The organism is Gracilibacillus pellucidus, from assembly GCF_033949965.1.
Taxonomy (GTDB): Bacteria; Bacillota; Bacilli; order Bacillales; family Amphibacillaceae; genus Gracilibacillus; species Gracilibacillus pellucidus.
The window spans coordinates 41,207-56,058 of sequence record NZ_JAWZSR010000001.1 but is presented as its reverse complement, the minus strand read 5'-3'; the positions used below and the strand labels follow the sequence as shown (position 1 = coordinate 56,058).

Sequence of the window (14,852 nt, the reverse complement as noted above, 5' to 3'; positions counted from 1 at the left end):
ATTAAAAAGGGGAAATTTAATTAATGTCATTATACACTTTTTTTCCTCTTTTAAGTAGCTACAATGAAAAGAGGAGGTTGATAACAATGAAATTAATTATTGCATCATGGAATAAAACAAAAATAAAGGAAATCCAAGAGTTCTTCAAACAAATACCTATAGAAATTGCTTCTCTATCAGCTGATATGGACGATATCAATGAAACAGCTGCTTCTTTTGAAGGAAATGCCCAACTAAAAATAGAAGCGGTGAAAAAATATTATCCCAATGATATTTTGCTAGGAGAAGATTCCGGTTTAACGATTGATGCCTTAGGAGGATTTCCCGGAGTAAAAACTGCCCGTTTTTTCCCTGGAAGTGATACCGACCGTGCCCGACAGCTTATTGAAAGACTAGCAGGGGTCCCATTAAGTAACAGAACAGCTCATTTTAATAGTGCTATTGCGCTCCGTTTTCCGAATGGAGAAGTCATCAATTGCCAAGGCTTTATGCATGGTTGGATCACCGATATGATACATTCAAATATACAAGGATACGGAGATATCTTTTTATTAAGCAATCAGATTACACTGTCAAAACAGGAGCAAAGCATTTTACCCTTTGACCATCGAAGACAAGCTTTATTTCAAGCGAAACAACATATTCTTGAGTGGATAGGTGGGAATCAATCATGAATGCTGCTAAAAAGAAAGTAGTAGGAATTGCATTAATTACGGCGGTAGCTCTCTTAGGTGATTCAATGTTAATTATTGTTCTGCCTATATACTGGCAGGAGTTTGGTTTAACGGCAATATGGCAAATTGGTCTATTACTTTCTATTAATCGATTTGTTCGTCTTCCAATTAATCCGCTAGTAGGCATGTTTTATCAACACTTCCAACTACGAACAGGTGTATTCATTGCATTAGCTATTGCAATCTTTACAACTGCTTGCTATGGCTTCTTAAAGGAATTTTGGTTGCTCTTACTAGTACGTGTCCTATGGGGAATTGCTTGGTCACTACTTCGACTAGGTGGGTTTCTAACAGTGATTGATGTATCAATAGATAGCAATCGAGGGAATTATGTTGGGCTTTATAATGGACTGTGGGGACTAGGTGGCTTAGTTGGAATGCTTGCAGGCGGGATATTAGTTGATCAAACTTCTCTTTCATTTGTAACAACATCATTTGCTATTTTAGGTCTGCTATCCCTTCCCGCAATTATTTACTTTGTACCTGTCTCCAAAAGTGAACAGCAGGAAAGAAAACGTAAAGAGGGGAAAAAGAAAAATTGGCTTAACTCCTACATAGTATTGATTCTCTTGACAGGGGCACTAATGGGCTTTATCGTCTTTGGTCTATTTGCCACTACATTAAGTTCATTGATAGAAGAAATGTATCACAATGAATGGAAATTGGCACATTTTACTATTGGAGCCGCTACTTTGGCAGGTATCATACAAGCTTTCCGTTGGGGTTGGGATCCATTTATTGCTCCGAAAATCGGGAAAATAATCGATAGGGTCAAAACACCTATAACCATTCTATTAATTCCATTATTTGTTGGAGGGATATTGTTCTATACCTTAGTTAATGTGCAGACAATGATTGCTTTAGTTATTGCCCTCTTACTGTTTCAATTTATCTCTACTATTTTTGTAACAACAACGGATACGCTGGCAACAAATGCTGCTGCACAAACAAATAAAGTAAAAGTGATGACCGCCCATACAATTGTAGTTGATATTGGAGCGGCGATGGGACCACTCTTAGCATTTATGATAATAGATATGCATAGTATTACATCTATTTACTATTTATCTGGAGCATTATTAGTATCCTTAGGTTTTATTTGGCTATTGTTTATTGGTAGGAGGATGTATCATTGACAAACTTAGATTAAATGAATTAATCAAAACTAATACTATACCTTTTTCACCAAAAATAAAAATATAGAATAAAATAACACAACTACTAAGCTCTCATTAGATTCCGATTAATTAGTAATGGTATAATTCAACATATAAAGTGAGACTTATCAGGGAGTTAGCATCCGCTTATCCCTGCCCATCTTTTTCGTATATTTTGGAACTACGATCACCTTTGATCAAGGCATACCAATGATCGGATTGTTAATTGTTATTATTTTATGGTCCATTATCGCCAAACTTATTGTTGGAATTTTCGGAGGACAATGGTTCGGACTATCAAAAAGAGTTGCATTACGAGCAGGACTATCTCTTACACAAAGAGGGGAATTTTCCATTATTGTTGCCACACTTGCATCAGGTGCTGTGATGGCATTTAGTAGTATATACATTTTACTATCGGCTACAATTGGCGTTATTCTATTTCAATTTGCACCTAAAATTGCAAAATTTATTTACAATAAGCAAAAGGCACAGCTCGGACCATAGTCCGTTGCTGTGCTTTCTTTACCAAATGAAATCATACATATTTTTCGCTAATAGAACAAACGTGACCGTGATAAAGATAAAGCGAATATAACCAATACCTTTACTTATCGCAAATCTTGCGCCTATCACTGAGCCTAACACACAAGCAATAGCCATTGGAAAACCATACATATAGTTTACTTCGCCCAAATAAATAAACAGGCATAAAGCAGCAATATTACTACCAAAATTCAAAAACTTTGCATTACCAGCCGCTGTAATAAAATCAGAGCCAATCAATAAAAAGGCAAAGATTAAAAAAGAGCCCGTTCCCGGCCCAAGAAAACCATCATAAAAACCTATAATAAAAATTGCGAAAACAAACAGAATAATCTTTTGCATCGTTAATTGCTTTTTGCTCTGCATACTGCCCCAATCTTTTTTGATTAACGTATAAACCGCTACGAGAGCTAGCATTATAAGCATTAATGGCTTCATAATTACTGGATCGATTAAATGAACCGTCCATGCACCGACTATAGAGCCAGTGAAAGCGACTAAAAACAGTTTATAAATAGAGGACAAATCTAGTTTTCCTGATCGAAAGAATACATAAGAACTAGTAAACGATCCCATTGTGCCTACTAGTTTATTCGTTGCCACTGCAGCTGCAGGATTCATCCCTGTTGATAATAGAACCGGCAATGTAATAAGTCCTCCACCGCCAGCAACTGAATCGATAAATCCAGATAAAAAACCAAACAAAACTAATATAAGAATTAACGTCAAATCAAGTTCAGCCAAATCCACTCTTCCCTTCGCTCGACATACTTTTCTATTATAGCGATTGAACGATAATTAATAAAGGGGTATTTCTATCAGTAGGAACTAATAGCCTTTTGTATAACTGTTATCATATTCAGTACTATTGCCTCAGTTACATCTTCCAATATTTCCATTACAATGGATAATGTGTTTTTTTAGAATAGATAAAGTGAGACATCAATCAGTGGGGGTTTTACGGACTCATGCACCGTGATAAAAAGAAGAAGTGAGGAAGTGAGGAAGTGAAAAAAGGAATAATAAGTATATTTTTTCTATTATTATTAGCTTTATTTTCAGGATGCTCTCTATTTAGCTCAACTGATCCTGATTTTTCACGTGAGCAATATGATAAATGGTATGAACAAGGAAAATTTGACGAAGCTGCAAATTACATTGAGGAACGTTTAGAAAAATATCCTGAAGATCCTTATCTATACAATGAAAAAGGATACATGCTTAATATGCAGGAACAATATGAGGAAGCATTAAAGGCTCTTGATGAAGCTATCGAATTAGATGATAAATTAGACAATGCCTATACAAACCAAGCATTATCATACAATGAGCTTGGAGAATATGAAAAAGCAATTATTGCTGCACAAAAAGCAATTGATATTAGTGACCAAGAACCAGAACAATTTATTAATATGGGAAATGCTCACTTCGGATTAGAAAGAGATGAAAACGCAATTGAATATTACGATAAAGCGTTAGAAATCGAGCCTGATACTCCATATGCGTTATATGGTAAAGGGGTTGCTTTATATTTTCTAGAAGAATTTGAAAAATCTATTGAAAACTTAAATAAATACATAGAAGCGGATCCGACAGATAAAGACGCATTGTGGTATCTTGTCTATGCAGCTGATTCTCTCGGTGAATACCACGCAACCATTCCATATTTAGATCAACTTATTGAACTGAATACAGATCAACAATTAGATGCTATCGATTATAAAGGATTAATGTTAGCATACAATGGTGATTTTGAAGAGTCAGAAGATGTATATGATACCATTATCGATCAATTTAACACAGAGGCAATTGGTTATTATGGCAAAGGGGTTGCTCTCGTACTTCAAGGTGATACAGATGAAGGGCTTAAACAGTTATCATCTGCCATCCAAATCAATCCAGAATTAAAAGATACAGCGTACAGCGATCCATTGTTTGCAAGTGTATATGACGATGAAACCTTTATTGAACTAACAGAATAAACTGCTTTTTAAGGGTGTACAGATGTACTGTACACCCTTTTCACATCTTTAATTGATTAACTTAACCTTTCACCAGCCATTCTTCTTTCTTCTCAACCATGTCCCAAAACATATATTCAAATTGACTAGTTTTGACCACAATCTCCTCTAATCGAGCTAGTTCCTTTTCTGGCTTATCTTCTGCTATTCGATTCATAAGCTGTTTCGTTTCTTCTGCTAATGCTGTAAACTCAGCTGAGCTATACATCTCTATCCAGCTTTTATAGAAGTTATCTGTTAATGATCCTGGACGTTTAGCCAGTTCTTTGCCAATGAAATTATAGCTCCATTCACATGCAAGCACGGATGCTACAACATTCTCTACACCGCCTCGTTGCGACAAATTCAACATATAACTGGTATATGCTGTCGTAATAGCAGATGCTTCTGTCTTCTCTAATTCTTCTTTGGTAATACCAAAATCAGCTGCATATTTTCGATGCAAATCCATTTCTACATCTAACACACCGTGTAACAATTTAGCAAATGTTGTCATCTCTTCTAAATCATCCGCTTTTGCACTGCCAATTGCAAAAAGTCTAGCGTAATCAATTAAGTAAACATAATCTTGCTTCAACCAATGTCTGAACTTATCCTGTTCTAACGTACCATCACCTAATCCTCTTACGAAAGGATGGTCCAAATAAGCAGTCCAAATAGGTTCTACTCTTTTCCATAGACGATCTGTAAACATGTCATTCTCTCCTTTTTTGTGAAACCATAAGTAGAGTATCAAAACAGCAAAAAGCCCATCTTCTATGTAAGAAAATGGGCTGGTTAAAAGCAAATAGAAAAATATCTAATGCACTAACCATTCCACTTCCCTACGCTAGTCTTAACTAGATCAGGTTCAAAGGGTCGATTTACTCTCTCAGCATCTACATGCTCCCCTAGTCGAATAGGTTTCTATTATTTCGTTCCAGTTTTAGTATACTATGATAGTCTTTCATTAACAATCAAGATAATGAGGTTAAAAACTCTTTTATTTGTTGCTTATGATGGTTATCATGCCAAACAAATACGTTTATATAGTTAAACATGGAATGTGGATATCCTGAAAAAGCATCAAGCTCCTCACCATCTAACGTAAAAGTAGCATAAAACTGTTTCTCTGTTTTTTCCTTTAACCCTTGAATGAGTTGGGTTCTCGCTTCTTTTTGCTCTTTTAGCAATTGTTCTTTGCTGATTCCAGATAAAGCATATTCCGCTGCGGGTTGATTGATTACTTCAAATTCAACACTTTCTATATCGGCATTTTCCTTCATTTTCGGCATTAACTCTTTTAATATGTAACGGTCCCAAGAAGTAATATGACTTATAATCTCTGCTGGAGTCCATTTTCCTTTTTTAATTGGTGTGAAAAAATATTTATCTTCTACCTCTTGTAAAGATTGACTCCATTCATTGAACTTAGCTAATTCCTGAATAGTTTCATTGATTTTTTCCATATTACCGCTCCTCTCCATTTACTTCAATTATAACACGATTCCCGTTCACATACACATATTGGAAAAGGAGTTAATTGGTTATATCTTAAATTTACGGACTAGATTGTTCAAATTATCAGCTAATGTTTCTAATTCATTGGAATTGGATGACACTTCTTCCATAGAACTACTTGCTTGTTGTGCAGAAGCTGAGGTTTGTTCGACACCTGCTGCAGATTCTTCGGATATAGAAGCAATCTCTTCTATAGAACTATTTATTTCTTTACTAGAAGTAGAAATATCAGACAAATTAGTTGTTACGTTCTTAATACTTGATACCATCTCATTCACCGCTGTATTAATTTGCTCAAATGTCTGACCAGTTTTTTCGATTTGGCTCGCTCCTGCTTCTACTTCTCCATATCCTTGCTCTAATGATTGCGAAACATTTGCTGATTCATTTTGAATGTTAGCGACAATTCCTGTAATATCAGAAACAGACTCACCAACTTGTTCAGCGAGCTTTCTTACCTCATCTGCAACAACTGCAAATCCTTGGCCATGCTCACCTGCTCGAGCTGCTTCAATCGCTGCGTTTAATGCTAACAAGTTTGTTTGTTCTGCAATATCTTTGATTACAGCAACAAGTTGAGATATTTGTTTCGATTGATCATCTAATCCGCGCACTTTCGTTACAGCATCCTGCACAATATCATGAATACGTTCCATTTGTTTAACAGATGACTCCATCATTTCACTACCATTCGTTGTCATCTGTAATACATCTGTTGACGCTTCCCTAATTTGTTCACCATTAAGATTAGCTTCAGCCACTTTTTGTGCAAATTCACTCATATTACTAGATACATCACTTGCATGATCTGCCTGTGCTTCCGTTCCTGATGCTAATTCCTGCATTGTGACGGCAATTTGTTCTGTTCCTGCCTTCACCTCATTAGCAGACTGATTTAATTCTTTACTTTGTGAACCTACTGTCGTTGACACTTCAGATACTCGGCCTATCATATTTTTCAAAGAGTAACTCATTTGATTAATGGAGGTTGCTAATTGACCAATCTCATCATTAGAATCATCGTCCAACTGCTCTACTTGCAAGTTACCTTGTGCAATTTCATTACTAACATTTACAACTTTCGATAAATTACGTGTGATAGAACGGTTTACTATCGTAATTAAAACAATACTAGTAATCACTGAAATGACAATGGCAATAATGAGAGCTAAAAATGCTGCTTGTTGACTGTCTTCTGCTCTATCAGCCGTTTTTTGCATTTCCTTATGCAATAAATCTTTCAATGCATCAATATTTTCAACAGCTTCTACCCGTATTTCTTTAGCCTGTTCTGCTCGACTAGCCGCTAAATGTTCATTGCCAGCATCCATATAGCTAACCACTTCTTCAAAAGCATAGTTATAAGATTCATCTAATACGATTGCTTCTTCATACATTTTCATTTGTTCATCTGTATCCATATTGGCTTCTATTGCCTCACGTAAATGATACACTTCTTCTCTCTGTTCATTGAATTCATCTGTAATTTCTGTTGATGGATTTTCCATATATCGATATAAACTTACTGCTTTCGCTCTAATTAAAGAAGCCATATCAGCTGCATTTACCGATGTTTCTTCACTAGTTTCCATTGAATGAATCGCTGACTTTATATTATTCAATAAAGCACCAGTTACGACTGTCGAAATCACAAATAATGTTAAAACAAGGCCTAGAATAATGGTATACTTTCTACCTATATTAATATCCTTAAACCTTAACTTTCTCAAATTAAGCTTTCTCATTTTTATCCCCCTAGATTTATATCACTATATATATATGACTATATTACCATTACTTAAGCTATATTTCTATCCGTTGTGTCAGATTATTTCGACAAAAATAATCATTATATATAAAGTTGCCATCTCGCTCTCCACTCTTCTTTGCGAAATATGATAGAATTAAAATGAAAACGTTCTTATATTAAAGGGGGATAACAGAATAATGAAAAAGACAAATTGGGCAGGAAATTATACATATAGTACAACCAATTGGCATGAACCTGGTAGCGTGGAAGAAGTCCAACATTTGGTCAAAGACTGCCCGAAACTAAGAGTAATCGGATCGCGCCATTCCTTCAATGGGATAGCAGATTCTAACCAACATATCATTTCAATAAAAAAATTAAACAAGATTATTGAGTTAGATAAGGAAAATCAAACTGTCACTGTAGAAGGCGGTGTCATTTATAGCAATCTTAGTCGTTACTTAGAGGAGCATGGCTTTGCATTGGCAAATCTAGCCTCCTTACCACATATTTCTGTAGCTGGCGCTTGTGCAACCGCAACACATGGATCAGGTGATAACAATAGATGTTTATCTGATTCTATCATTTCAATGGATATCGTAACCGCTAATGGAGAAATCGTTCATTTTTCTCATGAAAAGAATCTAGAAGAATTACGTGGAGCTGCCGTTAGCCTTGGTGGTCTTGGGATTATAACAAAATTAACATTAGAAATCATTCCATCTTACCAAGTTAGCCAATTTGTTTTTAACGATTTACCTTTTGCCCAGCTGGAAAATCACTTAGATGATATCCTTTCTAGTGCCTATAGTGTAAGCCTATTCACTAATTGGGCAGGCGATTATATTCATCAAGCATGGTTGAAAAAACAGCATGTCGATAAGGAAGAAATCGTTGAATTAGCGGATTTATTTGGTGCATTACCTGCAACTGCTAATAGTCACCCTATCCCTGGTGTCGAGGCAATTAACTGTACAGAACAAATGGGAATACCAGGTCCTTGGTTTGATCGTCTCCCACATTTTCGTATTGATTTCACACCAAGTAATGGCGATGAGCTACAGTCGGAATATCTAGTTCCCCGCGAATATGCAGTGAAAGCAATTGCTGCCATGCGGGAAATTGGTGAAGAACTAGCACCACTTCTTCACGCATCTGAAATTAGGAGCATCGCAGCAGATGAGTTATGGATGAGTCCGTTCTATCAACAAGATGCGATTGGGATTCACCTGACTTGGAAAGATAATTGGAAAGCAGTGCAACAAGTTCTACCAAAAATAGAAAAACAACTAAAACCATTCAATGCTCGACCACATTGGGGCAAATTGTTTACCATGCCAAAAGAAGAAGTTCAATCACTGTTTGAGAATTTACCAAAATTCCGCCAGTTATTAGAACAATATGATCCAGACGGGAAGTTTCGTAATGACTTTTTAGAAACGTATATTTTTTAACTCTGTTTGAGCTTTGTGATTGACTCTCAAAGGGGGTGGCTCCGTTGTGTCCATGAGACGTTTTCTCATGGACATAACTTTTTCTTTTCTCTGAGTTTTGTCCGCGAGGCGCTTTCTCATAGACATAACTTTCTCTTTTCATCAAGTTATGTCCGCGAGACACTTTCTCATGGACTTAACTTTTCCCTTTTACCGAGTTTTGTCCGTGAGACGCTTTCTCATGGACATAATTTTTCCTTTTCAGCGAGCGAAGCTTATCAGGAATTTTGTATCCATTTCTCCCTTACTTAGAGCTCGAACCGTGGAGCGATCTTGATAAAGTGGGACTTCAATCAGTGGGCGTTAGCGTCCGTTTATCCCCCACTTAGCTTCCTCGTTTTCACTCGAACCTTGAAATGGGGGTTTTACGGACGTTTGCACCGTGATAAATGAAATGATGATCACTATCCTCTAAAATTTTCTATTGCTTTTCTAATTAATACATGCTAATCTATAACTATTTTGATGAAGAATGTCGAAAAAGTCAGATATTTATAAAGTGGACAATTATCTTGTTTTTTGCACACACTATACTATCTGCTTAGATAATTATGGAGGTTTACTATGTCATCACGTAATTCATTAAATACTATAACAGTAGGGTTTATGTTATTCGCCCTATTTTTTGGTGCAGGTAATTTAATTTTCCCTGCTCAATTAGGCCTAGCAGCTGGCGACCACTTACTTTCCGCCAACCTTGGTTTCATCTTAACAGGGGTAGGTTTACCAGTTCTTGCCGTTTTAACATTAGCTATTTCTGGAAAAACGGATTTACAAGATTTAGCTAGTTTAGTTCATCCTTTATATGGACTTATTTTTTCAATCGCATTATATTTATCGATTGGACCATTGTTTGCCTTGCCGAGAACGAATACGGTAGCATTTGAAATTGGTATAATGCCATTCTTAGGAAACCAATCAGCAGGTTGGGAATTGCCATTGTTCACCGTTATTTTCTTTGGGATTTCTTTATATTTCTCCCTGCAATCGCAAAAACTAGCAGATATTATCGGCAAAATTCTTACACCAGTATTATTGATTGTTATTTCAATTCTGATTATTGCTGGCTTTGTTTACCCGATTGGAGAGATTCAAGCACCAACAGGTGACTATGTTTCAAATAGCTTTTTCAAAGGATTCCAAGAAGGTTATTTAACAATGGATATGTTGGCTGCTTTTGTATTTGGGATTATTGTTATTCATGCTATACAAGCTAACCAGTCTCTATCAAAAAGAGGATTACTTTTCTCTACAATGAAAGCTGCACTAATCGCGGCATTGTTACTTGGTCTTGTCTATTCTTCCCTTGCCTATCTAGGTGCCATTAGTGCAACAGAAATTGGCTATACGGATAATGGTGGAGAAATATTAGCGGGAGCTTCGGCTATTTATTTTGGTTCTTATGGAAAAATTATTTTAGGTGTCATTGTTGTAGCTGCTTGTTTAACAACTAGTATTGGTCTTATTACTGCCTGTTCTTCTTATTTTCATAAAATTGTTCCACGTATTTCTTATACACTTTGGGCAATTATTTTCACATTATTCAGTGCAGTAATTTCCAACTTTGGATTAACTACGATAATTGCATTTTCAAAACCGGTACTTTCTATGCTTTATCCACTTGCAATGTGTTTATTAGTACTAGCACTACTTACACCTTTCATCAAAGGGAAAACAGCTATTTATCAAGTAAGTATCTTATTTACGTTTATCATCGCATTGTTTGATGGATTACAAGCAGCTGGATTAGAGTTTGCACCAATTCAAAATCTCTTTACAGCAATTCTTCCATTGTATAAGGAAGGATTAGGCTGGATTGTCCCTGCAATTGTCGGTGGGCTAATCGGTTGGATTATTAGTTTTTCGAGAAAAAAAGGATAACATAAAGTGAGACTTCAATCAGTGGGAGTGTTTGACTCCCACTGATTGCTAGCGAAACTTATCAGAGCGTTAGCGTCCGTTTATCCCCCAGCTTCACTTCTTTGTTTTCACTCGAACCTTGAAGTGGGGGTTTTACGGACGTTTGCTCCGTGACAAAAGCCTGTCAACAGTCGTTTGACAGGCTTTTATTACGTTATTCTGCAATAACTCTTGTATTGCCGACCATATCATGTATCCCCTCTTTTTGCGGGGTAAAGGCAACAAAAAGGTATAAAAGAATCGTAATCGGAAAGACACGGTGAATAAATCGACCAACTACTTCTCGAAAGATTAAATCACTCCATCGTAATGCTTCTCTGTCTTCTCTTATTACACGCAAACCAAAAATCATTTTACCTAGTGTTTGTTGAAAAAACTTCGTCATCAATAAGAAATAGAGATAAAACACAATCGAGCTTATAATCAAATTCAACGTCCAAAAGCCTATTTCAATCGGTGAACCTTCATTCATAAATTTTAATGGGATAAGCAAAACGCCATTTATACTAAACACCATTAACAAATCCACTAAATATGCCCAAAATCGCATCCAAAAACCTGCATAACGTGGTGCTGACTTATATACTATTTTTTCTTCTATCAATTTTGTTTACCTCCTTTACTGTGTATATAAATACATGGCACGTGGTCCGTTGTTTTCACGCAATACATTTTTAATGCCTAATATATCTGATTCAGGTTGGAACATATTTTGCATCGACATGCCTAACCATTGCGACCAATTCGGTCCATATTCATATTCAATGACTTTAGCACTAGCCAAATCATGCTCCTCTTTCATTAATTCGATTGTGTCATCTAAGTTACCTAAATCATCAACTAGGCCTACGTCATGAGCTTGTGAACCTGTATATATTCGCCCATCTCCTAGTTCACGAACTCTATCCTCTGACATCTCACGACCATCAGCAATAACTTGAACAAATTCAGCGTACATTTCATCTACCATCGATTGTAAAATATCACGTTCATCATCTGTCATTTTACGAGTAGTCGACAAAATATCTTTGTATTCCCCACTTGTAATCGTATTAACATCCACTCCGAGGTCATCTGCTAAATCAGCGAAATTAATACTTTCCATAATGACACCAATTGAACCTGTTAATGTTGCTTGATGAGCTACAATTTTATCCGCCGGAGCTGAAATATAATAACCACCAGATGCCGCAGTGTTCCCCATCGATACATAAACTGGTTTCTCATATTGCTCCTGAATCTCCACAATTTTATCATGAATATCCGCACTCTCTACTACGCCACCACCTGGTGTATTAACACGTAAAACAATACCACCTATCCGATTATCTTCTCCTGCTTTATCTAACATTTCTAAAAAGCGCTTATGATGGTAAGATGGTGTATTTAAGAATGAACTAGGTGTTGTATCTTGAATGACGCCATCTAACGACAACACCGCAATTTTATTGATCCCCGAACCATTGTCGATTACTTTTTCCTTCCAATTGTCACCTGCACTTTGCAAATCAAGTGCGTTTTCAAGATTAGCCGTTCTCATACTAGAGAAAAACTGCATTCCAATCGATACCAAAAGCAATCCTAATGCAATCACTAGCGCTAGCCAACGTTTTTTACTCATAAATGTATGTCCTCCTTGTTTTTATTTACCCTTACTAAACCATACGTTTGATTCATTATTACGTTTCACTTTATTCTTTAAATAATAGACATTATATCTATTTCGTATACTTAAAGAAAAAAATGGAACGATTTCAAACGCTGATCCGTCAATTTTATGAAAGGAGGTTCACATGTATACAAAAAAAGATGTACAGAAAGCAACAAAAGGAAATAAAAAAGCAATCGAAACAATCTTACAAGCTGAGCGAGCTAACATGTACAAAATCGCGTATTTGTATGTAAAAAATCAAGCAGATGCATTAGAAATCATTCAAGAAGCCGTTTATAAAGCATTTGTGTCCATTCATACCATTCGTGATCATTCCCATGTTTCTGCTTGGTTAAAGCAAATTGTCATACATGCTGCAATTGATTATATTCGAAAATATCGTAAAGTTATTCCTCTCATAGACGGACAACTCGAGAATATAGCGGATAGCTCCATTGATATTGACCAACAGCTAGATTTATATCGTCTGTTAGATGAGCTAGACGAGAAACAAAAATCAATCATCATTTTAAAATACTATGAAGGATATCGTGATCGCGAAATTGCAGAAATCATCGGTTGTGCAGAAGGAACAGTGAAATCGACACTACATAGGACATTACTTCGCCTGCGAAAAAAAATAAAAAAGGAGGATTGTGCCAATGAATAAAGAAATCAAACATTTTCAACAAAAAGTGGAACAAATCACCATTCCTGAACAAGTGCTAGAAGAAACGATCACGAATGCTATGAAGCACACACCAAAAAAAGCTCATTTCCCTTTTAAAAAATCGATTGCTAGCATTATGAGTGCTGCTATATTGCTTGCTTCTCTTATTGGTTCTGCACATTTTTCGCCTGTTATGGCAAGTATGTTACATCAAATACCTATCGTTGGATCAGTATTAAGTTATTATGATATCGGTTTAAACCATATCCAGCCAACTAGTGTTGGAGATACCGTTACAGACAATGATATATCGATTACAGTAACGGATACGTATGCTGATTATAACCGTTTTGTGATCGGTTATACGATTGATCTATCGGACAAAACAGAACAAGAGAAAGCAGCATTACAAAACGATTTTTGCTCTACCTTTAAACTAACCATTAATAACCAGGTGATTTCTAATGCCCAAGAAGACTGGCATCTAGAAGGTGATCAGTTATTAGGGTTAATCACCATAAACGAAGGATTACCTGAATCATTTACTGCCGAATTAGTTTTTTCAGAAGTATTATGGACTTCTGGTCAATGGAAATTTCATTTACCAGTAGAGCAAAACAATACAATAGCAGTTTATCAACCAGATCAAACCAGTGAGAACGATGATTATCAATTCACTATTAACGAAATCCGTGTTACACCTAGTACAATTGTTGTGGAAACAGCATTAACAACACCTTTATACAATGAAACTCTATATGATCTGGCTATCAATCATAACGACACACAACTCGAATTGCTTGAGCATACAGAAACAAAGCGACTGCATCTTGCACCTTTTGATAAAGATAGGATCGAAGCTACTACCTCATTTGCTGCCTTAGAAGGCTTGGATGAGCTTTCTATTGTTCCTATCATCGATCAAGAACAACAGTCCGACTTATCACTAACAATTGATTTAGCACCAGACAATATTATAGCTCTGGAAAAGGAAAGAAAAGCTGCATATACAGAAGAACGAATCGACTTTGACACATATGTATGGAAGGAACTCAAAGCGGAATGGTCTAACTACCTAGAAATCGATCCTGCTCGATATCAACATGCTTCCTTAACTGTATTTGATCATGATTTTTATAGTAGTTTTTATCAATCCTTATCAAAAAAAGAGACGGAATATATTGATCCAACCGCTTTTATTAATAAAGCAAATGAAAAAGAAGCTTATATAATATACAAAGAATCCGATGGCACCAATCACCTTTACCACATCGAGGAAAATAAAAAGTGGGAAATCGTTGACCATACAACATTTAACGGGAAGACAATAGAAGAATTAAGAAGGTCATATCAGCACAGATAAAGCGAAACTTATCAGGGCGTTAGCGTCCGTTTATCCCCCATCTTCGC

The 14,852-nt window shown here is 36.2% G+C and carries 14 protein-coding genes and 1 riboswitch; of the genes, 8 read left to right on the top strand and 6 right to left on the bottom strand.

Features of this window, described 5'->3' with window-relative positions:
• Window positions 1–86: 86 nt before the first annotated feature.
• From SH601_RS00255 to SH601_RS00245, 3 genes are all read left to right on the top strand, one after another.
• On the top strand, window positions 87–674 hold the full coding sequence (locus tag SH601_RS00255) for a non-canonical purine NTP pyrophosphatase (protein ID WP_319956206.1): 588 nt from the start codon (window positions 87–89) through the stop codon (window positions 672–674).
• Window positions 671–1,870, top strand: a complete 1,200-nt coding sequence (locus SH601_RS00250; protein ID WP_319956205.1) for an MFS transporter — start codon at window positions 671–673, stop codon at window positions 1,868–1,870. The genes SH601_RS00255 and SH601_RS00250 overlap by 4 nt, the downstream gene beginning before the upstream one ends.
• A gap of 162 nt (window positions 1,871–2,032) precedes the next feature.
• Window positions 2,033–2,398 carry a cation:proton antiporter domain-containing protein gene (locus tag SH601_RS00245; protein WP_319956827.1) on the top strand — a complete coding sequence of 122 codons (366 nt, stop codon included), beginning with the start codon at window positions 2,033–2,035 and terminating at the stop codon, window positions 2,396–2,398.
• 18 nt (window positions 2,399–2,416) lie between these two features.
• On the opposite strand, the gene SH601_RS00240 is transcribed toward SH601_RS00245, so the two are convergent.
• Window positions 2,417–3,181: a TSUP family transporter gene (locus tag SH601_RS00240; RefSeq protein WP_319956204.1), complete on the bottom strand. Its 765-nt coding sequence runs from the start codon at window positions 3,179–3,181 to the stop codon at window positions 2,417–2,419.
• Window positions 3,182–3,444: 263 nt separating this feature from the next.
• Here SH601_RS00240 and SH601_RS00235 point away from each other — a divergent pair, with 263 nt between their 5' ends.
• The gene (locus SH601_RS00235) at window positions 3,445–4,419 is read left to right on the top strand and encodes a tetratricopeptide repeat protein (RefSeq protein WP_319956203.1); all 975 of its coding nucleotides are present in this window, start codon (window positions 3,445–3,447) and stop codon (window positions 4,417–4,419) included.
• A 61-nt stretch (window positions 4,420–4,480) separates the two neighbouring features.
• Here the strand turns inward: SH601_RS00235 and tenA are convergent, their stop codons facing one another.
• From tenA to SH601_RS00220, 3 genes are all read right to left on the bottom strand, one after another.
• Window positions 4,481–5,152 carry a thiaminase II gene (tenA, locus tag SH601_RS00230; RefSeq protein ID WP_319956202.1) on the bottom strand — a complete coding sequence of 224 codons (672 nt, stop codon included), beginning with the start codon at window positions 5,150–5,152 and terminating at the stop codon, window positions 4,481–4,483.
• 110 nt (window positions 5,153–5,262) lie between these two features.
• A riboswitch (TPP riboswitch) is annotated at window positions 5,263–5,360 on the bottom strand.
• 54 nt (window positions 5,361–5,414) lie between these two features.
• Window positions 5,415–5,906, bottom strand: coding sequence for a DinB family protein (locus tag SH601_RS00225; RefSeq protein ID WP_319956201.1), 492 nt, complete (start codon window positions 5,904–5,906; stop codon window positions 5,415–5,417).
• Window positions 5,907–5,984: 78 nt separating this feature from the next.
• A complete protein-coding gene (locus SH601_RS00220) occupies window positions 5,985–7,703 on the bottom strand; it encodes a methyl-accepting chemotaxis protein (RefSeq protein ID WP_319956200.1) in 1,719 nt (572 codons plus the stop codon).
• Window positions 7,704–7,905: 202 nt separating this feature from the next.
• On the opposite strand from SH601_RS00220, the gene SH601_RS00215 reads away from it, so the two are divergent.
• Together SH601_RS00215 and brnQ are read left to right on the top strand one after the other, a co-directional pair.
• Window positions 7,906–9,162: an FAD-binding protein gene (locus SH601_RS00215; RefSeq protein WP_319956199.1), complete on the top strand. Its 1,257-nt coding sequence runs from the start codon at window positions 7,906–7,908 to the stop codon at window positions 9,160–9,162.
• 603 nt (window positions 9,163–9,765) lie between these two features.
• Window positions 9,766–11,082, top strand: a complete 1,317-nt coding sequence (brnQ, locus tag SH601_RS00210; RefSeq protein ID WP_319956198.1) for a branched-chain amino acid transport system II carrier protein — start codon at window positions 9,766–9,768, stop codon at window positions 11,080–11,082.
• A 193-nt stretch (window positions 11,083–11,275) separates the two neighbouring features.
• Here the strand turns inward: brnQ and SH601_RS00205 are convergent, their stop codons facing one another.
• Entirely contained in the window at window positions 11,276–11,725 is a 450-nt protein-coding gene (locus SH601_RS00205; RefSeq protein WP_319956197.1) for an RDD family protein, read from the bottom strand.
• Window positions 11,726–11,740: 15 nt separating this feature from the next.
• The gene (gene sppA, locus SH601_RS00200) at window positions 11,741–12,742 is read right to left on the bottom strand and encodes a signal peptide peptidase SppA (protein WP_319956196.1); all 1,002 of its coding nucleotides are present in this window, start codon (window positions 12,740–12,742) and stop codon (window positions 11,741–11,743) included.
• A 172-nt stretch (window positions 12,743–12,914) separates the two neighbouring features.
• On the opposite strand from sppA, the gene SH601_RS00195 reads away from it, so the two are divergent.
• Both SH601_RS00195 and SH601_RS00190 read left to right on the top strand, forming a co-directional pair.
• Window positions 12,915–13,442, top strand: a complete 528-nt coding sequence (locus SH601_RS00195; protein ID WP_319956195.1) for a sigma-70 family RNA polymerase sigma factor — start codon at window positions 12,915–12,917, stop codon at window positions 13,440–13,442.
• A complete protein-coding gene (locus SH601_RS00190; protein ID WP_319956194.1) occupies window positions 13,435–14,805 on the top strand; it encodes a DUF4179 domain-containing protein in 1,371 nt (456 codons plus the stop codon). The genes SH601_RS00195 and SH601_RS00190 overlap by 8 nt, the downstream gene beginning before the upstream one ends.
• Window positions 14,806–14,852: the final 47 nt, after the last annotated feature.

What these genes read in the sequence shown, in the direction of transcription:
- SH601_RS00225 (WP_319956201.1), bottom strand. Translation starts at nt 5,906, where the DNA reads ATGGAAAAAATCAATGAAACTATTCAGGAATTAGCTAAGTTCAATGAA.
- SH601_RS00195 (WP_319956195.1), top strand. Translation starts at nt 12,915, where the DNA reads ATGTATACAAAAAAAGATGTACAGAAAGCAACAAAAGGAAATAAAAAA.
- SH601_RS00255 (WP_319956206.1), top strand. Translation starts at nt 87, where the DNA reads ATGAAATTAATTATTGCATCATGGAATAAAACAAAAATAAAGGAAATC.
- sppA (WP_319956196.1), bottom strand. Translation starts at nt 12,742, where the DNA reads ATGAGTAAAAAACGTTGGCTAGCGCTAGTGATTGCATTAGGATTGCTT.
- tenA (WP_319956202.1), bottom strand. Translation starts at nt 5,152, where the DNA reads ATGTTTACAGATCGTCTATGGAAAAGAGTAGAACCTATTTGGACTGCT.
- brnQ (WP_319956198.1), top strand. Translation starts at nt 9,766, where the DNA reads ATGTCATCACGTAATTCATTAAATACTATAACAGTAGGGTTTATGTTA.
- SH601_RS00250 (WP_319956205.1), top strand. Translation starts at nt 671, where the DNA reads ATGAATGCTGCTAAAAAGAAAGTAGTAGGAATTGCATTAATTACGGCG.
- SH601_RS00215 (WP_319956199.1), top strand. Translation starts at nt 7,906, where the DNA reads ATGAAAAAGACAAATTGGGCAGGAAATTATACATATAGTACAACCAAT.
- SH601_RS00190 (WP_319956194.1), top strand. Translation starts at nt 13,435, where the DNA reads ATGAATAAAGAAATCAAACATTTTCAACAAAAAGTGGAACAAATCACC.
- SH601_RS00220 (WP_319956200.1), bottom strand. Translation starts at nt 7,703, where the DNA reads ATGAGAAAGCTTAATTTGAGAAAGTTAAGGTTTAAGGATATTAATATA.